This window comes from Prevotella melaninogenica (genome assembly GCF_003609775.1).
GTDB lineage: Bacteria > Bacteroidota > Bacteroidia > Bacteroidales > Bacteroidaceae > Prevotella > Prevotella melaninogenica_A.
Genome location: NZ_AP018049.1, coordinates 969643 through 990345 on the forward strand (window position 1 = coordinate 969643; position 20703 = coordinate 990345).

General features: G+C 39.3%; 17 protein-coding genes, 1 tRNA gene, 1 other RNA gene and 2 pseudogenes. 9 read left to right on the forward strand and 12 right to left on the reverse strand.

All coding sequences use genetic code 11. The features are described from left to right. Positions 1-641 precede the first annotated feature (641 nt). From PMEL_RS03915 to rnpB, 5 genes are all read right to left on the reverse strand, one after another. Positions 642-712 (reverse strand) — tRNA-Cys (locus tag PMEL_RS03915). Between the two features lie 194 nt (positions 713-906). Next, on the reverse strand, positions 907-1092 hold the full coding sequence (locus PMEL_RS03920; RefSeq protein ID WP_120174627.1) for a FeoB-associated Cys-rich membrane protein: 186 nt from the start codon (positions 1090-1092) through the stop codon (positions 907-909). Positions 1093-1112: 20 nt separating this feature from the next. Next, complete coding sequence (locus PMEL_RS03925) at positions 1113-1520, reverse strand: YkvA family protein (protein WP_120174063.1); 408 nt, start codon at positions 1518-1520, stop codon at positions 1113-1115. A 25-nt stretch (positions 1521-1545) separates the two neighbouring features. Further along, the gene (locus tag PMEL_RS03930) at positions 1546-1974 is read right to left on the reverse strand and encodes a hypothetical protein (protein WP_120174064.1); all 429 of its coding nucleotides are present in this window, start codon (positions 1972-1974) and stop codon (positions 1546-1548) included. 96 nt (positions 1975-2070) lie between these two features. Further along, an RNA gene (gene rnpB, locus PMEL_RS03935) (RNase P RNA component class A) lies at positions 2071-2456 on the reverse strand. A 756-nt stretch (positions 2457-3212) separates the two neighbouring features. Between rnpB and PMEL_RS03940 the strand changes: the two genes are divergently transcribed. The 6 genes from PMEL_RS03940 to PMEL_RS03965 all read left to right on the forward strand — a co-directional run bounded on the left by PMEL_RS03940 (position 3213) and on the right by PMEL_RS03965 (position 8254). Beyond that, the gene (locus PMEL_RS03940) at positions 3213-4679 is read left to right on the forward strand and encodes a trypsin-like peptidase domain-containing protein (protein ID WP_120174065.1); all 1467 of its coding nucleotides are present in this window, start codon (positions 3213-3215) and stop codon (positions 4677-4679) included. Positions 4680-5052: 373 nt separating this feature from the next. After that, positions 5053-5916 carry an RNA polymerase sigma factor RpoD/SigA gene (locus PMEL_RS03945; RefSeq protein ID WP_120174066.1) on the forward strand — a complete coding sequence of 288 codons (864 nt, stop codon included), beginning with the start codon at positions 5053-5055 and terminating at the stop codon, positions 5914-5916. A 28-nt stretch (positions 5917-5944) separates the two neighbouring features. Then, on the forward strand, positions 5945-6412 hold the full coding sequence (locus tag PMEL_RS03950) for a hypothetical protein (RefSeq protein WP_120174067.1): 468 nt from the start codon (positions 5945-5947) through the stop codon (positions 6410-6412). A gap of 15 nt (positions 6413-6427) precedes the next feature. Then, entirely contained in the window at positions 6428-7315 is an 888-nt protein-coding gene (locus PMEL_RS03955; protein ID WP_120174068.1) for a hypothetical protein, read from the forward strand. Positions 7316-7320: 5 nt separating this feature from the next. Then, a complete protein-coding gene (locus PMEL_RS03960; protein WP_120174069.1) occupies positions 7321-7806 on the forward strand; it encodes a S24/S26 family peptidase in 486 nt (161 codons plus the stop codon). A 43-nt stretch (positions 7807-7849) separates the two neighbouring features. Then, positions 7850-8254 (forward strand): PqqD family protein, encoded by a 405-nt coding sequence (locus tag PMEL_RS03965; protein WP_120174070.1) that lies wholly within the window; start codon positions 7850-7852, stop codon positions 8252-8254. 221 nt (positions 8255-8475) lie between these two features. On the opposite strand, the gene PMEL_RS12465 is transcribed toward PMEL_RS03965, so the two are convergent. The 4 genes and pseudogenes from PMEL_RS12465 to PMEL_RS03990 form a co-directional block, all read right to left on the reverse strand. Further along, positions 8476-8952, reverse strand: a complete 477-nt coding sequence (locus PMEL_RS12465) for a transposase (RefSeq protein ID WP_120174071.1) — start codon at positions 8950-8952, stop codon at positions 8476-8478. Further along, complete coding sequence (locus tag PMEL_RS12470; protein WP_262697053.1) at positions 8915-9535, reverse strand: ISL3 family transposase; 621 nt, start codon at positions 9533-9535, stop codon at positions 8915-8917. Before PMEL_RS12470 ends, PMEL_RS12465 begins: the two co-directional genes overlap by 38 nt. Positions 9536-9719: 184 nt before the next feature. Further along, positions 9720-10238 (reverse strand): ankyrin repeat domain-containing protein, encoded by a 519-nt coding sequence (locus PMEL_RS03980; protein WP_231999359.1) that lies wholly within the window; start codon positions 10236-10238, stop codon positions 9720-9722. Positions 10239-11485: 1247 nt separating this feature from the next. Next, positions 11486-11872: pseudogene (locus tag PMEL_RS03990) on the reverse strand (RHS repeat-associated core domain-containing protein); the annotation flags it as partial. A gap of 335 nt (positions 11873-12207) precedes the next feature. Here PMEL_RS03990 and PMEL_RS03995 point away from each other — a divergent pair. Beyond that, the gene (locus PMEL_RS03995; protein WP_120174074.1) at positions 12208-12594 is read left to right on the forward strand and encodes a hypothetical protein; all 387 of its coding nucleotides are present in this window, start codon (positions 12208-12210) and stop codon (positions 12592-12594) included. After that, positions 12560-13552: pseudogene (locus tag PMEL_RS04000) on the forward strand (ISL3 family transposase). The gene PMEL_RS03995 and the pseudogene PMEL_RS04000 overlap by 35 nt, the downstream one beginning before the upstream one ends. A 477-nt stretch (positions 13553-14029) precedes the next feature. Here the strand turns inward: PMEL_RS04000 and clpB are convergent. The 3 genes from clpB to PMEL_RS04015 form a co-directional block, all read right to left on the reverse strand. After that, positions 14030-16618, reverse strand: a complete 2589-nt coding sequence (clpB, locus tag PMEL_RS04005; RefSeq protein ID WP_120174075.1) for an ATP-dependent chaperone ClpB — start codon at positions 16616-16618, stop codon at positions 14030-14032. A gap of 345 nt (positions 16619-16963) precedes the next feature. Continuing rightward, entirely contained in the window at positions 16964-17278 is a 315-nt protein-coding gene (locus tag PMEL_RS04010; protein ID WP_120174076.1) for a hypothetical protein, read from the reverse strand. Beyond that, positions 17275-18186: a TIGR01212 family radical SAM protein gene (locus PMEL_RS04015; RefSeq protein ID WP_120174077.1), complete on the reverse strand. Its 912-nt coding sequence runs from the start codon at positions 18184-18186 to the stop codon at positions 17275-17277. Before PMEL_RS04015 ends, PMEL_RS04010 begins: the two co-directional genes overlap by 4 nt. A gap of 55 nt (positions 18187-18241) precedes the next feature. Between PMEL_RS04015 and PMEL_RS04020 the strand changes: the two genes are divergently transcribed. Further along, entirely contained in the window at positions 18242-20431 is a 2190-nt protein-coding gene (locus tag PMEL_RS04020; RefSeq protein WP_172586744.1) for a S9 family peptidase, read from the forward strand. The last annotated feature ends 272 nt before the right edge of the window (positions 20432-20703 follow it).

The window sequence follows — 20703 nt, forward strand, 5'->3', positions numbered from 1 at the left end:
AAAAATATATTTCAGCGTGAAGTTTCTAAAAATAACTTCACGCTGTTTTTTTGATAAACCAAGACCTCTACAAAAGTCTTCATTAACTTCTTTCTCACATACAAAAATACAACTATATCACTATGATAATTTTAATTTCTTTTTGCTGTCACTTTTAACACTTCGCATAAACATACTACAAATCAATGGATTAGAAGTATATTTCGTATGACAGGAGTGACAGGAAATGTTATTTTAAAGAAATTACGTTATTATACAAAACAGAAATATAATCTGGAAATGAGAATCCAAAATTATACCACAGAATCATGCTCGTTAAAATATTAAGGAACTGGCTCCACATTGACTATAAAGCTTATCCATAAACCCATTACACTCCTTATTGAGAATGGAACACAATAATCCTCTTTATAAACATGCGAAGGGTAAACACATATTGTGCGGAGGCTCAACACACATGGTGTGAACAGCAAGTACCAATCGCTTGGAAAGCTTATAGTCTTCCGTCCAACCTACTATACTTAAAGTAGAAAGAACTGTTTACATATTACTCTGTTGTAAAAGAAAAAACAAACCACAACTGATGATATACTGACAAAGTTATAGGAATAAAAAAGACTCTCAAGATTGAGAGTCTTTTGAGGTGCCTAGCGGAATCGAACCGCTCTCCATGGTTTTGCAGACCATTGCCTAACCTCCCGGCCCAAGCACCATTCTATTACAAACCATTATTGTGATTTGCGAGTGCAAAGATAATCAAATAATTCGGTTTAACCAAACAATTCAGAAACTTTTTTCAATAAACATTGTGTAAACTCTTCTCTATAAAAGAATCTAATAAGTTTTCACAAATATTGGGTGAAAAGATGATATAAACAATTCTATTGACAAATTTCTTCCTTGAAACTATTTAAAGCAAACAGGCTTTTTACGTCCTGCCAGTTTCTGCTTTTCCTTCAATTGGTCGTGCATAGCACATCCAGAGCATCCATGACACGGGTCACCTGCTGCTCGAAACGATTGCCATGTACGATAAACCACATAACCGATAGCTGATAGTAGCACTACAGCTAATACAATATATTGCCACATAAATTCCTCCTTTATACTTTTCAAACAGGCGTATCGGTAGTATCTTCAGTAAAAAGATCTTCTGCCACGTTCATCTCGTCATCATCAAACCACTTTGACAACTTCTCATGTGCCTGCTTCTTCATATCATCATCAACAGAAGACCACACTTTGTTTAACGCATAAAGTAAAACACCAAGGTCGTCTGAAAGTCCTGCAATAGGAATTGCATCAGGTACTGCGTCAAGTGGTGAGATAAGATAACCCAGCGCACCAATGATAATAGCCTTATCCTTAAGCGATACTTTATCACTCTGCATCAAATAATACAAAAGCAATGCCACATATACCAACTTAGCACCAGCACGCTTTGCAATACGCTGTATTTTATCAAAGAAACCCTGTTGGGTAAACTTATCTTTATATTTCTGTAAATCAGATAATTCCATATTACAATTAAGTTATTAATAAAATTTACTTGAAAGCCATCACACGGTCCACATAAGCCTTCGCTTCAGGATAATCTTGATTAGCTCGACGAATCTTCTTACGCACCAAGATCTTCATCATTATTCTATAAAGAAGGAAGAGTACCAAGCCAATACCAATAGCTACCAGAACATTCAAAAAGCCCTTAAAAGGGAGTGAATCGTCTGGAAATGCCGACATAATTAATATTGGTAAACACAAAAGGAAACCGGCAATCGTATAGCGTGAACGCTCAGTACCCTCACTATCCAAGGCCGCCTGATAATCGAAGAGATAATTAGAAAGGTCTTCTTCACTAACATTATCTGGCAACTGAGGGAATCCAGCCTCATCCTTATGATTTCTGATTCTATTTTCTACTCTGTGTTGAAAATCGTCCAACACGGTTACATATCGTTCTTCTAAATCTTTCATGACTATCCAAAGTTTTTTTATTAGTAAAGGCCACACCCTAATTCCCTTCATAATTCTAAAGAGAATGTGAGAAGGTGAGCGTGTATGAAAGAAAAATAAAACAGTGTTCCTATAAGCCGGGTTCTGTTTCTTCCTCATCTTTCGATAATAGGAAGATGCCTGTCATTTATCTATATTACAAGTCACCTTGCAATTAAAGCATTCTACCCTCCGTTGTGCTTACGCTTGGGCGGGCTACCCTCAAACAACGGTATACATGAACTTGCAGCTCCTGAACGGCACAGCCAGACGATTACCCGCCTGCTGGTAGTCTCTTACACCACCTTCTCATCCTTACCACACATTACTGTGTGGCGGTTATTTTCTTCTACCTACATCTACTGTCACCAATAGCTTCTATTTTCGGAAGCAGGATGCCCTATGCTGCCCGGACTTTCCTCTCGCACCCATTACAGATGCCAGCGACAGAGCCGGAACACTGCCTTATCAAAATGCAAAGATAATGGAAAACATGGAAAAGCCAAAATATTTCATTGATAATCTAAACTTAGCAAAGAAAAGAGATAATATAAGAGGTATGAAAGAAGTTATAATGTAAACGTAAACACATCGACATAAAATAGCTAAGACAACATAGACACGTATCAAGCAATAAAACAAGATTCTTATAGTTACCTTTAAACCTAATAAACCTATACTTATCAGGTTATAAAACAATACTTTACACATACCAGAGAACACTTTCACAAAATTATTTTCATGAAAAGAAATAATTATTATCATGAAAATAAATATTTCCACTCGTGAAAATAATTATTTCTTTTCATGAAAATAAGTACAGCATATAGTAGATTTAAAGCCTCTGCCGCACCTTTAAGAGTTTTAAATATTAAATAACACCATCAATAAAAGGCTCCAACACAGAGTGAGAGAACATAATCCACATGACATTATGACTTATGTTTTCTTTCATTTTGTCAGTTTGAAAAAATATAAAAGCTACAAATAGAAATAAAAGGCATTTACGAACTAAACAAATGTAAAACTTTTCTCGTTTAAGACTAATAGTCGTTAAGGATTAATTTTCAAATGTTAAAATCGGATAAAGATAACTGACAAAATGTCGGTTTTAGGAAATTTGCACCTATATTTGCATCTGAGAATATGTCAGCGAGACATTTACAAATAATGACGGCTTGACACATATAAACGTAATTAACGAACAAATAATTAAGAATATGAAGAATTTATCAAAGTATTTGGCAGGCGCAGCGTGTGTTACAGCCCTCGCCTTTTCTACTGGAGCCTTCATCAAAGTGTATGCTGCTGAAGCACCTGTTGTAGCTCCTGGTCAGCCTGTTGACCTTACATACGCAGCTGAGAAAGCCCTTCCTGCTGTCGTTCACATTAAGTATGTACAGAATTCTAAGACACAGACCGTTGAAGTTCAAGATGACCCATTTGGTGGTTTCTTCGATCCATTTGGCTTCTTTGGAAATCCTAACCAAGGTAATGGCTCACGTCGCCAGCAAGTTCAGACTCCTAAGAAGGAGGCTACAGGTAGTGGTGTAATCATTTCATCTGATGGTTATATCGTAACAAATAATCACGTTGTTGAGGGTGCTGACGAGTTAACTATCACACTGAATGACAACCGTGAGTTCTCTGCTCGCATCGTTGGAACAGACAAGCAGACTGACCTTGCACTTTTGAAGGTTAATGCAACCAACCTCCCTACCCTCCCTGTAGGTGACTCAGACAAATTAAAGGTAGGTGAATGGGTAATTGCTGTAGGTAACCCTTATAACCTCAATAACACAGTAACTGCTGGTATCGTTAGTGCTAAGTCACGTGGCTTAGGTGCTACACGCAATGGTATCGAGAGTTTTATTCAGACCGACGCAGCTATCAACCAGGGTAACTCTGGTGGTGCATTGGTTAACACTCAGGGCGAGTTGGTTGGTATCAATGCAATGCTTTACTCGCAGACTGGTGCATATAGTGGTTACGGATTTGCTATCCCTACAACTATCATGAACAAGGTTGTTGATGATATTAAGAAGTATGGTAGCGTACAGCGTGTAATGCTCGGCATCCAAGGTGGTGACGTTTTGAACTTCATCAACGCACAGAAGGAAGAAGGCAAGAACGTTGACCTCGGTACAAACGAAGGTGTTTACGTTAGTGAGGTATCTGAGGAAGGCAATGGTGCAGCCTTAGGTTTGGCAAAGGGTGATGTTATCACTAAGTTCGACGGACAGAAGGTAACACGTATGTCTGAGCTTCAGCAGGCACTCAACAGCAAGCGTCCTGGAGATAAGGCTACAGTAACCTTCATCCGTAACAAGAAGGAAGTTTCAAAGACTATCACGCTGAAAAATGCTCAGGGTACGACAAAGGTAATTGAACAAGCAGACATTGATGTTCTCGGTGGTCAGTTCCGTCCAGTACAAGATGCCCTTAAGAAGCAGCTGAACATTAACTATGGTCTTGAAGTACTGAAGGTTAACAATGGAGCTTTGAAGGCTGCTGGAATCAATCGTGGTTTCATCATCCAGAATGTAAATGAGACCATGGTGAAGAGTATTGACGACCTGCAGAATATCGTTAAGAAGGCATCAACCAGCAAAGACCCAGTTCTCTATGTTCAGGGTATCTATCCAACTGGTAAGAAGGCTTACTTCGCTATCCCTCTTGCGGACTAATAGCTAATATCTTTCAGCAAAGAAGCTGACATCATAAAAATCCTCCATTCTTGGTTTTCACACACAAGAATGGGGGATTTTCTTTTGATAAATACTCCTATTTCTGCCCTATAAACACGACATCATAACCATTGAAAAATCGAAATAAACCTCATCTAATCAAACTAAAAGACATTGTATAAACATGGAGGGAAGACGCAACCATGACGAAACTATAAACCACCTATCAATTAAGAAGAAACAGTCAAAAGACTAAAAACTTAATACACAACACAAAATCATTATAGATTCTTATGTGAGTTTTTTACTTTTTTATTTGTTTAACTCATTGAATTTGTGTAAATTTGCCATCACTTAAAATAATGCTAAGCACATGAGACAATTGAAAATCACAAAATCGATTACGAATCGAGAGAGTGCTTCTCTCGATAAGTATCTGCAGGAGATCGGTCACGAAGAAATGATCAGTATTGAAGAAGAAGTTGAGCTCGCTCAAAAAATCCGAAATGGTGATCGAAAAGCTTTAGAACGTCTGACAAAAGCTAACCTGCGCTTCGTTGTCTCTGTCGCAAAGCAGTATCAAAACCAGGGACTATCTCTGCCTGACCTTATCAACGAAGGTAACGTTGGATTAATCAAAGCAGCAGAGAAGTTTGACGAGACCCGTGGATTCAAGTTTATCTCATACGCTGTATGGTGGATAAGACAAAGTATCTTGCAAGCAATAGCAGAACAAAGTCGTATCATTAGGCTACCACTCAATCAAGTAAGTTCTGTCAACAAAATCAATAAGATATTGACACAGTTTGAACAAGAGAATGAACGCCGCCCAAGTATTGATGAGATAGCACAGAACACTGATATACCAGAAGACAAGATTGTTGATGCAATGAAGGTTAATTCACATCATGTCTCGGTAGATGCTCCGTTCTATGACGACGAACAAAGTAGCTTGCTGGATGTCATCCCTAATGATAACACGCCATCAACCGACAAGGAGCTGGTTGAAGAGAGTCTACGTGAAGAAATCGGAAGAGCCTTACAGATTCTTGAAGATAGAGAGAAGATGGTAATCGAGGCTTATTTCGGAATAAACCAACGCGAAATGACGCTGGAAGAGATAGGAAGTAAATACAATCTCACACGTGAACGGGTAAGACAGATTAAAGAAAAAGCAATAAGACGCCTACGCCAACAAACCAACAGTAAGGTATTGAAGGCTTATTTAGGACAATAACATTAACATTGTAAGATATTAATTTAAGATGAAATTACGTCAGGTATTAATCATAGCAGTACTCCTGCTGGGATGGGTAAATAGTGGTAACGCAAAAGGATACAAGCCTGCAAAGGTTTATATGTTTGGTTTTGCAGCCTCTTTTAATGATTCAACGGTTTATATGACCAATATTCAGAAAGTGGATGCCTACCTTGCCAACGATCGTACAAACTTCCTTGCTAATCGCGAGGACTATTCATACCAGCTCCGCTATTATCTTCAGAATAATGGTTTAGTAAGCTACCCAACCTGCGTTACGATGTATGCTGAGAATGAGAATAAGGCTATGAAGAAGTTCGTAGCTTTGAAAAATAAATACGAAAAGGGTAAGAAGAAGTATGTTGTTAAGTCTATCTCTGATGCAGAGTTTAGCTATAAGACGATAACACCAGACAGTTATACTTCAAGCGAAGAGACACAAGAGAATACAAAAACTGCAGTGAAGTCAAAGTAAGCAGAGAAACTAAAGATGGAAATAAATAACTTCAGAATAGCTGACTTTGATATACAGATTATCTTCCGCGAGACAGATGTCAACGGAATGCACTTGCTGAGTTCTTTCGAACCTTTTAGAATCAAGGAGGTTTCGGAGAATATCTTTTTTCGATTAACAGTTGACGATACGCTTCGTCCTATCCCAAAGGAAAGGAGACAGCGTATCCGTGCTTTTGATACAGGCAATGGTGATACGATCGTTGATCGTGTTGACGATGGTAGCTATCAATATATTATCAAAGACATCAATGGCTCTGACTGCTGTCTACTACAGAGCAATAAGGATTTTTCCGATTGTCGTTGTGCACTCAATGGCAACACAAATATGCGTACCTTTGGACTAAACAATGCATTGATGCTCATCTTTGCCTTTGCTGGTGCACTTAAACAAACTTTGCTAATTCATGCTTCTCTTGTTCGTAACAACGGGTATGGCTATGCCTTCATTGCCAAGAGTGGAACAGGTAAGTCAACACAGGTTAGTATGTGGTTACGTTATATTCCTGGTAGTGACCTCATGAATGATGATAATCCTATCGTCAGAATCATTGATGGTGAAACATGGATATATGGTAGTCCATGGAGTGGCAAAACTCCATGTTATCGTAATGTCAAGGCCCGATTAGGTGCTATCACACGTATTGACCGTGCCACAACAAACTCCATTGAGAAGCCTAATCCTATTGCAGCGTTCGCTTCACTCCTCCCCTCTTGCTCCAGCATGAAGTGGGATTCTGATATTTACAATGGCGTTTGTAATACGATTACAAAGATTGTAGAAACTGGAAGAATATTTACGTTACATTGTCTACCTAATCAGGAAGCGGCAGAAGTCTGCTATCAAACCGTAACGAAAAGATAAGACTTATGTCAAAGACTGTACTTACTACTTCTGAAATCCAGTTTGCTAATGCTGAGTTTCTACCAGAAGTTGTCAAGATGTTGAATGAAGGACATACTGTAACATTACGCCTTCGTGGCTATTCTATGCGCCCTTTCCTTGAAAACGACCGAGACAAGGCTTTGTTGGTAAAGCCTACAACGATAAAGGTTGGCGACCCTGTCTTAGCAGAGATAACTCCCCGACACTTCGTCTTACATCGTATAGACAGAATAGAGGGTGACAACGTAACTTTAAGAGGCGATGGCAACCTTGGTGTTGAGTATTGCAAGAAGGAGAATATTGTTGGAGCAGTCATTGGTTTCTACCGGAAAGGACGGAAAGAAATAGATGCTACAGATGCTTGGAAATGGAAGATTTATAGTTTTATTTGGACTCGACTTCTCCCTCTCCGAAGATATCTATTAGGCATTTACAGACGTATTTGGATTCCAATCTTTGGTACCATCTAATGGAACATTAAAAGAAAGATAACAATATAAACTATCAATAAGAATGAAAGTAAAGAATGGTTTCAACCTCCGTGAAGTATGCGGAGAACGTATCATCGTTGCAGAAGGAGATGAAAATATTGACTTCAGCAATATAATTTCTATGAACGAAAGTTCTGCATACTTATGGGAAGAGGTGCAGAAGATGGATTCTTTTACAGTAGATAACCTCGTAGAGTTAATCTGCAATCAATATGAAATTGACGAGGATACAGCTCGCAAGGATGCAACAATGCTTGCTGCTCAATGGGGCACTGCAGGTATCATTGAGGGTGAGGACATTCCTGCAGACGCTTCTGCTCTTAAAAAAGAAACGGTCTCTGAGGAAGATAAATCTACACACCTCGAAACAGCTACAAGTGAGGAGAAGCCTAAAAAGAAAGGCTTCTTTGAGCGTCTCTTTGGTTAAGGAGCATGATAAAATGAGGTTCTTCCGTTAAATGTGTGGATGCTTTTCGTATAGCTTTAACGGAAAAACCGAGGTTATTCATTAAACAAAAATAAAGTCAAAACTGTCAATTGTCTATTCTATTATCATCCTCCAACACCGCACCTTTTTTTCATTTTAATACTTCAAAAATGTAGATAAGATTCTGAAAAATCATTACATAATTTAGAATAAAATATGGTTCATCCGACATTTCGAGTGATACGGCAGTTATGCAGTGCATAGAGTCTTAGTGTAAAGTACCTCTCATCCCTGAATCCATACGCATTTCGTTTCATTACTTTAATCTTGTTATTGATGCCTTCGACTTTTCCTGTTGATAGATGGCAATCGTACCAGGCAAGGATTCCTTTCTTATAGGTTTTCACAATAACAGCCATTTTCTGTAGTTGGGCTATCTTACTTTGTTCAGCCTGCCTTATCCAGTCATCAAGCACTTTTTCTGCCATGTCTTTCGTGGGTTGCGACCATATCTGACGCAGTTGTTCCTTCAAATAGTATGCTTTTGACAATGGCTCATTCATAGCTAAAGCATTCTCAAGCCTTGTCTTGTGCTGTTTATCAAAGATGTCCTCACCATTGCCGAGTAGCAGATACCTTGTTCCTTTGAGTACTTTACGCTTATTTATATCTATAAACCTTACGTCTGATATCGTCAAGTTTCTCGTTCATTAACTTCACTACATGGAAATGATCAAACAGATGTACTGCATCGGGACAGTTCTCCATAACAGAGGCTATGAAAGCCGCAGACAGGTCTGTTGCCACATGTTTTATCTTTATATTCTTACGTTTGACTTTCCGCCAGAATTTCTTCAGAGCTTTCGTACCCTTTCCTTCGCCAACATAGATTACCCTGCCACTGTCCAAATCCACGACTATTGTCTTATAGACATGTCCTTTTTTAACAGCAAACTCATCTATACCAATATTCTCTACACCATCTAAAGATGGAGGGCTATAATGACGCTCAAGGTAAGAGGAGTGTATTTCCTTTACCGTATCCCATGATACACCCAGATGATTCGATACATCCTGAAGCGTCATACCACGAAGTAAATCTACTACATACTTGGCAAAGCGATGAGTATAGCTGCGACTGCCGGTAGCAAAGGGAATATTCTCCTGCTGGTCGAAATCACATTCCTTACATTTATAGCGTTGCACCTTCATGCGGATAGTTACTCGCTTGCCACCTATGGGAAGTCCAATAAAGTCCCGCAGGCGATATCCGTTTTTCACAACAGAGCGAGCCCCACAACAAGGGCAACATCTTATTCGCTCTTTTGCTTGTACATGCAAAATAATTCTATTACCTTTGTATTCTTCACAAGTGCATTCGTGGGTGTAAAGACCCCCAAGCATGATATAGGAAACTGCTGTTCATCTTTGTACATTTGTTTGTGCTTATTCAAATATACAATATTTACAGCGGTTTCTTTTTTATTTTATCTATTTTATCACTCCAAATTCCTGAAGAACCACTAATTGGTACAATCTCTCCCAAACCATTCTCCTGAACTCCACAAGCTATTAAATTTGGGTCTCCTCCATACTTCAGTAATAAAGCAAGTATTTTACTTGAAGGTCTAGTAAAGCGACAAGCCAGTAACACAGCACTTTGTCCAAAGTATTTAGTGGAGTCATCATGTGCATTAGGATCAGCTCCCAGCTCTAATAATTTTTTAACGGATTCTATTTTATTAGTACTTGTTGCTAACATCAAAAGAGTCTGCTTGTACTTTGGATCTCGATAATCTACAGAAATATGCATCTGTAAAACTTGTTTAGAAATCTCTGTAGTATCTTCATCTTCAACAGCCTTTGCTAAAGACCATGCAGGCGTATATTTATACAACCTAAAATCATCTCCTAACATGTCGTTCACGTTAGGCTCGGTACACGAAGAACAAACAAACAATACTAAGAATAAAAGATGCTTCATATTTATAATAATTTTATTCTTTATATCTTAAAATACTTCCTATAAGTAAAATGAAAAAGCTTTCCATCTGTAGTTTTTTGAGAGTACTTATTTATAAGTTATACGTACGCTATCTACATAATATACATGGGGAAAAGGTTCCTTTATCAAGCATCGTACTACGATATGATTAATAACGGAGTCCCCGTAAATCTGATATAGGCTATCTGATTCTTGAGATGTTGGGATTCTTTGCTTACTTCCTTTACATTCTATTCTAAATCCACTACTTGCCCCCCTTCCTCCAGAACCCGTTGGAATATAATACAATACTGGGAGTTGTTTGGTGAGATAACCTTTCAAACTTCTGCTTCTCAAATCGCATATGCTATAAAAGACAAACCAGACTGCAAAAAACGCACAACCTACAACATAAGAGTAGTAATGCAGTTTATTCTTTATTTTAAGTATTATATAAGAAAATAAAAGAATCAAAATGTTTAATGATATCATATAGAAATATGTATCTATAATGACATTCGCTCCCATATAGAGTAGTATCCACAGCCCTGCTAAGGCCAAGAAACACCAAGTAGCTTCTTCCTTTAATATTTTTTTTAGATTCATCATCTCTTATTTTTTTTATAAATTACACTTCCTACCTTTGATCCTGCATTCGTCCCTATACTATTAAAGAACCTTCTGGTATAGACTTTTCTCCTCATAAAACCTGCATGGATTGTAGCCTTTTTCAAATTGGCTTCGTAATTCGGACGCATAAAATTACTACCACGATGAGCCTTATGTCTATTCAACGTAACCTTAGCATCCTTAACAGCCTTCTTAGCACTTGAAAAAGAATCTTCCAGTTTTTTTGATAATTTACCCAATCCTGCTTCTGCTAGAGAACCAACAAGTGCTGAGAAAAAAACGTCTTTAAAATCAACTTCGCTTAGAGATTTTTCCTTCCATGCTTCAGCAGTGACGCCCGATACCATATTAACAGCTGTATTTACCAAATTCTTGGCAAGATTAGAATTTCCAATTTTAATAGATGATAGTTTCTTTATTAATTTTGTTGTAGAAGCACCAGAGACAACGAGGGACATAACTCCAACAACAACTGTATCTTTTCCCGCACCTTCCCAATCAATCTGGCTATAGGCTCGTTGTACATTTCCACCATTATTAATTAAGTTCTCAACAAAATTTGCACCTGCTGAAAAAACAAAAGTACCTACACCTTCTGTTATTGCGGACACAAAGTCTTGTCCATCTGTGTCCACCAATTTTATTGGGTTATTCAACGTATGTACAAATCCGCTCGTTGTGACATAGTTTTCCGCCAACGGATCCACTCCATACCAAAGACTTGTAATAGGGTTCAAGTACATTACACCATAATAGTACAAGCTAGTTTCATCATCGAACTGCTTGCCATTGAACTTATACGGCAGGTCTTCACTGCTGCTGTACTCATCAACTAACAGTTCACCATACGGCAAGTAAGCATCATATTGTGTGATATTGGCTTTATCATCTGTGATGTAGGACGTTGAGCCGAGGTGATCACTGTGATAGAAGAAGGTCTCTTCTTTCGTTGTGTCGTTTGGAATATATCCATAACCAGCCTGCGGGTCATCAGGGTTACTTGGTGCGTCTATCACCAACAACTTATGTAATGATGATTGGTATAGTTTAGTTATACAATGAGAATCAAGGGTGTTTAGCACCCTTAATCAATAGTATTAAACACCTTTGGGTGACAGTGTTAAACACCCTTGGAATGAGGTGCGATATACCAACGAAAGAAATTTATTTGACGCTGTACTATTCATACACATAACGGTTGATGTAGCTATTGAAGTCCAATTTTCGGTAGCCATCTGACCGGAAGGTAGGCATAGTTGAGATAATACTTATTTATATTCAGCAAAGCAAAAATTCTTATTTATGTGGTATTGCTTTTTATATTTCTTTCCTTTGTATTATGGAAGAAAAATACCTATATCAATTAGCCAAATTCGTTTTACTAGGCGATGTCTTACATTATTTCTCTATTGTTAATATAGAGTCTAATAGTTCTTTGTTACGCATTTATCTTGATGAGAAGATGGAGAAAGAACTTTCCGATGATCTTCATTTTGAATCAAAAGGCTTTATGGAAGCTGTCGAGGTGACAGACTTTCCGATTCGTGACCATAAGGTTATTTTGGTTCTTCGTCGACGTCGCTGGATAGATATTCGTACAGGTAAGAGTTTCTCTCTTCCCTTGCAGATTGATATTACAGCCTCCGGCACTCGTTATTCCAAAGAGTTCGGAGCTTTTTTAAAAGAAACGTATGGAGACATCCCCAGTGACCTGCCGTACGCTTGAGGAATTCTATCATATCAATGGACGTAGTTTTGAGAAACAATACAAGGAAACACTAAGTGGTTACAGGTCCTGGGATCAGGTGTCTCATGCTCAGAAGTGGCTTCTCTTTGAGGATAATATTGGTAAGAATATAGCAATAGACGAGACATCCTTGTCCAATGGTGAACTCTATACGATTATCACTAATAGGGACAAACACGGCAAGCAAGGATGTCTTGTAGCCATTGTTGCTGGAACCAAATCCTTGGATGTCTGCAAGGTATTGGATAAGATAGATGAAAAGAAACGGGAAACCGTAGAAGAGGTCACCTTGGACTTATCCGATAGTATGCGTAAGATTGTAAGGCATTGTTTTCCAAAGGCTAAACGAGTGATTGATCGCTTTCATATACAGAAACTTGCAAGTGATGCCGTGCAACAGATGAGAATAGAGTATCGCTGGGCAGCTTTACAGCAAGCAAATGACGAGAAAGAGAATGCGAAGTTAGAAAAGATAGCATATCAACCACTGACTTTTGAAAATGGAGATACACGTAGTGAACTGCTGGTAAGAAGTAGGTACCTGTTGTTCAAATCATCAGAGAAATGGACTGATGAATAGAAGCTAAGAGCCAAAATACTGTTCAGAGAATATCCTGACATTAAGAAGGCTTACGGTTTATCACATTCGCTAAGAATGATTTTTGCTAAGAATACTATCAAAGATGCAGCCAGACTATCATTGGCAAAATGGTATAATAACGTCGCAGAAGCTGGCTTTCATTCCTTTAATGTCATTGCTGCAACTTTCTACGAGCATTACGAAGACATACTTAACTTTTATATTAACAGATCTACAAACGCTGCTGCGGAATCCTTCAATGCAAAAATAAAACTATTTAGGGCTAACTTAAGAGGAGTTGTAGATAAAAGTTTCTTTCTTTTTAGGCTTGCTAAACTATATGCGTATCCACACTGAATATCTACTGACCCGGTTTCTTTTTTATTTTATCTATTTTATCACTCCAAATTCTTGAAGAACCTAAAATATTTATAAATAAAGACAAAAATACGTGTAAAAAGTAAGTTTACAACTGACAGAAAATCAGTTGGTTATAAAGTCGTGCAAGAAAAGGTGCTTAATTGGACTTCAAAAGGGCGTTAGTAACACTCCAAAAGAGCATCTATTGCAAGCCTATTAGGCGTCTTTTAGAAGCCAAAAGAGCATATAATGATTTTGAGTTGCGCAAAAATAGTTTACAAATATCGGCTGATAAGGGAACAAGTTGTTTGTAGAAGACAGAAAGGCATGCTAATGGATAGACATCTTTTTATTTGGCTTTTCTACATTATATCTTGTAGTTTATCCCTTTTATATATACCTAATGGATATATCTATCCATTTAACGCAAGAACCTAAAAAGGGAGGGCATCAAATGATACACTCCCTTTTATATTAATTTCTGAATACTAAGCCCTCACCGAAGCTGTCGATGATGACAGGCTTGTCACGATTAACAGTACCTGCAAGTAATGACTTACTGAGGTCGTTCAATACGTAACGTTGGATAGCTCGCTTGACAGGACGCGCACCGAACTCTGGGTCGTAGCCAACATCTGAAAGATAATTGATGGCTGGGTCGGTCCACTGAAGTGCAATACCCTGTGGCTCTAACATATCCTTAACTCTCTCAAGCTGCAGACGAACAACATCGCCAATTTGCTCTTTTGTCAATGGCAAGAACATGATAGTCTCATCGATACGGTTGAGGAACTCAGGACGAATAGTCTTCTTCAGCATATCCATTACCGCAACTTTTGCCTTGTCGATTACTTCCTCACGATTAGTATCGTTAAGATGTTCAAACTGTTGCTGGATATATTGTGAACCAAGATTAGACGTCATGATGATAATCGTATTCTTGAAGTTCACTGTTCGTCCCTTATTATCTGTCAGATGACCATCGTCCAACACCTGCAAAAGAATGTTGAATACGTCTGGATGTGCCTTCTCAATCTCATCAAAGAGTACGACAGAGTAAGGCTTGCGACGTACAGCTTCGGTCAACTGACCACCCTCGTCATAGCCTACATATCCAGGAGGAGCACCGATGAGTCGAGTTACACTGAACTTCTCTTGATACTCACTCATATCAATTCGGGTCATCATAGACTCGTCATTGAAGAGATAATCAGCCAATGCCTTTGCCAACTCAGTCTTACCAGTACCCGTTGTACCTAAGAAGATGAAGGAAGCAATAGGCTTCTTTGGGTCTTGCAAGCCAGCACGTGAGCGACGAACAGCATCTGCCACGGCAGTGATAGCCTCGTCTTGACCGATGACACGCTTGTGCAATTCATCCTCCAAGTGGAGCAGTTTATCCTTCTCACTCTGTAACATTCGTGTGACAGGAATACCTGTCCAACGGCTCACAACCTCAGCGATATCATCTGCTGTAACCTCCTCGCGCACCATTGCTTGCCCATCTTGCGTAGCTTGCAACTGCTGTTGGATGTTCTTGATATCATCTTCTAATTGCTTTAGTCGTGAGTATCTAATCTCGGCAACACGCTCGTAATTACCCTCACGTTCAGCACGATCAGCCTCGTATTTGAGCTGTTCGATCTCTTGTTTGTCCTGCTGAATCTTGTTTACCAATCCACGTTCTCCTTCCCACTTAGCGCGGAAGCCATGTTCCTGCTCTTTGAGTTCAGCAATCTCCTTGTCGAGTTGTGCAATCTTTTCTGTGTCGTTCTCGCGCTTGATAGCCTCACGCTCAATCTCAAGCTGCTTCAATCTACGACTGATTTCATCCAACTCCTCTGGTACAGAGTCACGTTCCATACGCAGTTTTGCAGCAGCCTCATCCATCAAGTCGATAGCCTTATCTGGCAAGAAACGGTCTGAAATATAACGCTCAGAAAGCTTAACAGCTGCGATACAAGCATCGTCCTGAATACGTACCTTGTGATGGTTCTCATAACGTTCCTTCAATCCACGAAGGATAGAGATAGCATCCAACTCGTCTGGTTCATCTACTAATACGGTTTGGAAACGACGTTCAAGCGCCTTATCTTTCTCAAAATACTTCTGATATTCATTCAGTGTTGTTGCACCGATAGCTCTCAATTCGCCACGTGCTAAAGCTGGTTTAAGGATGTTTGCAGCATCCATGGCACCTTCGCCACCACCTGCACCAACAAGTGTGTGAATCTCGTCAATGAAGAGAATGATATTACCATCAGCCTGCATTACTTCCTTAACAACACTCTTAAGACGCTCTTCGAACTCACCTTTATATTTAGCACCAGCCAACATCGCACCCATATCCAGCGAGTAGAGTTGCTTGTCCTTTAAGTTTTCTGGTACATCACCACGAACGATTCTCTCTGCTAAACCCTCAACGATAGCCGTCTTACCAGTACCTGGCTCACCAATGAGAATAGGGTTATTCTTTGTACGACGAGAAAGAATCTGTAATACTCTACGAATCTCCTCATCACGACCAATCACTGGGTCAAGTTTTCCAGCACGAGCATCTTCTATAAGATTACGTGCATATTTCTGTAATGACTGATAGTTTTCATCACCGCTTTGCGACTGTACCTTCTGACCTTGTCTAAGATCATTGATTGCAGCTGTCATTTCTTTCTCTGTACATCCCGCATCTTTCAATATACGGCTTGCAGTTGAGTTCACTGCAAGTAGGGCAAGCAGCATTGGCTCGATACTAACGAATTCATCCCCCATCTTCTGCGAGATATCCAATGTACGCTGCATCACCTGATTGGTCTCAGAAGAGAGGTAAGGCTCACCACCAGATACTTTTGGTAAGTGGCTCATCTCATTCTGGATAGCACTCTCCACAGCTTGTGCATTGACACCAATCTTCTGGAAAACGTAATTTGTTACGTCCTTTCCTTTATCCAATACACCAGCTAATATGTGTATTGGCTCAATGGTCTGCTGTCCATTTCGCTGTGCTATGTTTATCGCACTTTGAACAGCTTCTTGTGCTTTAATTGTAAATTTCTCAAATGTCATATTCAAATCTCCTTCCTATAGCTCCTTTACCCTTATAATAGGCTTCGGAACTTGTTCTTATTTTTTGTTTCTATTGCCTATATCTCAAACCTTGTGCCTATATGTGTTTTATGTCAATTTGTCGCTTATTTCGGACAAATTGTCAGCTGCATGCTTCTTAAAAAGGGAGGTGGGGAGGTGGGGAACGTGTTTTTCAATGTTCAGTTCTCTTGGTGTTTACAGTTTATAAATGCGCAGATATAAATAAGTATGCCCCAAAGAATATAGAAAAACCTTTCGTAAGGCATATCTGTTTGTTGCTTCCAAAGATAAAGCAAGGATATAATTATAACTAAAAGACTGAATCTATTGTTTGTTCATTTTTACATAAGCTTCACTGTTGCTGGGGTTACTTCTTTGATAATAAACGGTGATAGTGTCACCAATCTGCAGACTTTTATATTCTCCATATTGTTTACTCTTACCTTCATAGGTCTTCTCATCTACGTTATATGAATAGGAGTAGTAAGGAGTTGCGCGAATTTTATAAAGCTTGTTGACTACACCTTTAGTGTAAGCTGGGTCTTCAGTTATCTTGCTACTCGTCCATAAATGGTATAATGAGATTCCTAACAGTGCGATAACAATATAGGCTATTGATAGTTGATACTTTCTTTTCATTTGTCAGATTGAGCTTTATTATTCAACTTCTCCTTCATATAGTTATGAAGACGATGTGTAAACTCATAGTTTTTTAGTCCCCATTTTGGTGCTATGAGGAGGTCGGGAGGACTCTGGCTGACAAAGCGTTCGAGTACAAGGTCGGGGCGGAGAAGGCTAATGTAGTCTGCAATGAGCTTGATATACTCTTCAACCGTATAAAGATGAAATGGCTTTTCTGCGTACATCTTTGCAAGACGAGTTCCACGAATAATCTGTAACTGATGAATCTTCAGTGTTGTTAAAGGGAGAGATGAAATGATAGGTGCTTGTCTTAAACTCTCTTTTGCATCTTCGCCAGGTAGTCCGAGTATGATATGTGCACCGACACGAATACCACGTCGGGCAGTCTCTTCAATAGCTTTACGTGCACAAGCAAAGTCATGCCCACGATTAACCAGTCGTAATGTCTCATCATTGCAGGTCTCTACACCATACTCAACGATGAGGAATGTTCGGTGATTCAGTTCTTCAAAGTAGTCTAAGAGGTCGTCATTAATACAATCGGGACGTGTACCGATAACGAGTCCAACCACATCCTCCACAGCAAGTGCTTCCTCATAGAGCTTTTTAATATGGTCATTAGTGCCGTAAGTGTTGGTGTATGCTTGGAAATAAGCAAGATATTTCATTTCAGGATACTTACCCGAGAAGAATCTTTTGCCATCCTCAAGCTGTTGGGTTACACTCTTTCCATTATCGCAATAGGCTGGGTTGAACGTCTGGTTGTTACAGTAGAAACAACCGCCACGCCCAATCCTTCCGTCTCGGTTAGGACAGGTAAAGCCAGCGTTAACCGATATCTTCTGTACTTTATAAGGGAACTGAGAGCGCAACCAGTTCCCGAAATCGCAATAATATTGTTCCATTCTTTTGCAAATATACGGAATATTTTATATTTTTGTGCTGTTAAAACTTGAATTTATGAAACGTATATTACTTCTGTGTGCAACAGTGCTAACCGCACTTCAGTTGATGGCTGGAGAACCTATCTCTTTGAAAGACATTACCAATGGCACTTTTGCAACTAAGCGTATCTCGGGTGTTAATCCTCTAAAAGGAACTTCGGAGTATGCACAAATCTCGTCTGATGGTCGTCAGGTGGTTAAGTATTCTTTTCAAACTGGTAACTCTACAGGGGTTATCTTTGACCTTGCTGATGCAAAAGGCGAGCAATTAAGTTCCTTTGATGATTATCAGATTTCTGCTGATGGTAGCCGACTACTGTTACAGACAAATACTAATCGTATTTACCGTCGTTCGTTCACAGCAAACTTTTATCTCTATGATGTAAAGACAAAACAGTTGAAGAAACTGTCAAAAGATGGCTCTGAGCAGATTCCTACCTTCTCTCCAGATGGTCGTCAGATTGCTTATGTTTATCAGAATAACATCTATATTACAGATGGAGAGAATGTAAAGCAGGTTACTACGGACGGCGAGTTTAATAAGATTATCAATGGTTTACCTGACTGGGTAAACGAAGAGGAGTTCGGCTTTAATAATGCGCTTGCTTGGAGTGCAGATAGTAAGACGCTAAGTTGGATTAGATATGACGAAAGTGAGGTAAAGAGTTTTACCTTACAGTTCTATAAAGGTGCTTATCCTACATTTGATATGTTTGATACCTATCCTGGTGATTACAGCTACAAATATCCAAAGGCTGGTGAAGCAAACTCAAAGGTGAGTGCATGGTCTTACAATTTGAGCGATGGTGCTGTACGTAAGTATGATTTACCATTAGCGGCAGATGGATATATTCCACGCATTAAGTCTACCTTTGATGCAAATCGTATTATCCTTTATACAATGAATCGTCATCAGGACGAGTTGAACCTCTATGCAGCTAACCCTCTTACAGGTGCTTGTAAGTTGCTGATTAAGGAGAGTGTGCCTAAGTATGTAAAGGAAGAAGCTATGGAAGGTATCAGCATCATGAAGGATTATATTCTTGTTCCTTCTGATCGTGATGGCTATATGCATCTTTACTTGTATAATAAGGATGGAAAGCTTTTACGTCAGATTGACAAGGGTAATTATGACGTAACAGAAATCTATGGTTATGATGAGAAGACAGGAAATACCTACTTCCAAGCAGCAGCACGTAAGCCAATGCAGCGTGAGATATATGTTGCAGATAAGTCGGGTAAGTTGACTTGTCTTTCTACTCGTGCGGGATGGAATGTTGCTTCGTTCTCTGGTGATTATAAGTATTTCCTCAATACATGGAGTGATAGCAACCACCCATACGTATTTGCTATCTATGATAACAAAGGTAAGGAGGTGCGTGAGGTGCTTAATAATAATGAACTGCAGGAAAAGTTGGCAAAGTATGGCAACACTGGTGTTGAGTTCTTTACATTTACAACCTCTGAGGGTGTGAAACTTAATGGCTGGATGGTGAAACCTGCTAACTTCGATGCAACGAAGAAGTATCCTGTTATTATGCACCAATATAGTGGTCCGGGTAGTCAGCAGGTCGTTGACAACTGGAGCGTTGGCTCTATGGGTAGTGGTGCGATGTATGATTACTACTTGACACAGAAAGGCTATATCGTCGTTACTGTTGATGGTCGTGGTACTGGTGCACGTGGTGCAGAGTTTGAGAAGTGTACTTATTTGAAGCTTGGCGATTTGGAATCAAAGGACCAGACCGAAGCTGCATTGTGGTTGGGCAAGCAAAGTTATGTTGATGCTTCACGTATTGGTATATGGGGGTGGAGCTTTGGTGGCTTCAATACATTGATGAGTATGAGTGAGGGACGTAATGCCTTTAAGGCTGGTGTGGCAATTGCTCCACCAACAGATTGGCGCTATTACGATACTGTTTATACAGAGCGCTATATGCGTACGCCACAAGAGAATGCTGCGGGTTATGCTATTAATCCAATTAACCGTGCAGAGAAGCTTCATGGTAAGCTTTTAGTATGTCATGGTTTGGTAGATGATAATGTTCATCCACAGAATGCTTTTGAATACTCTGAGGCTTTAGTACAAGCAGATAAGGACTTCAAGGAGAACCTCTATACTAATCGTAACCATGGTATTTATGGTGGTAACACACGTAATCACCTACTGAGACAGGTTGCTGAATGGTTTATTGAGAATCTGTAATAGGCGTTGATAAAAGACCTATGCTGTTTACGAAGCACTCTCATGTATAAGTGAATCATGCGTGTCTTACTACATATTATTATGATGATAAGGGTCTTTTAACTCATCTTTTACTGATGTGTTAATACCCAGCACATAGTGTGCGGATGCTTAACACGTCATGTGCGGATGGTAAACACCAATGGTGTTGAATGCTTAGTGCAGTGAAATATGTTGTTAGTATGTAACAAATTATTGGTAGAAACGAGTTGTTCTATCAAAGATTTGTAAAT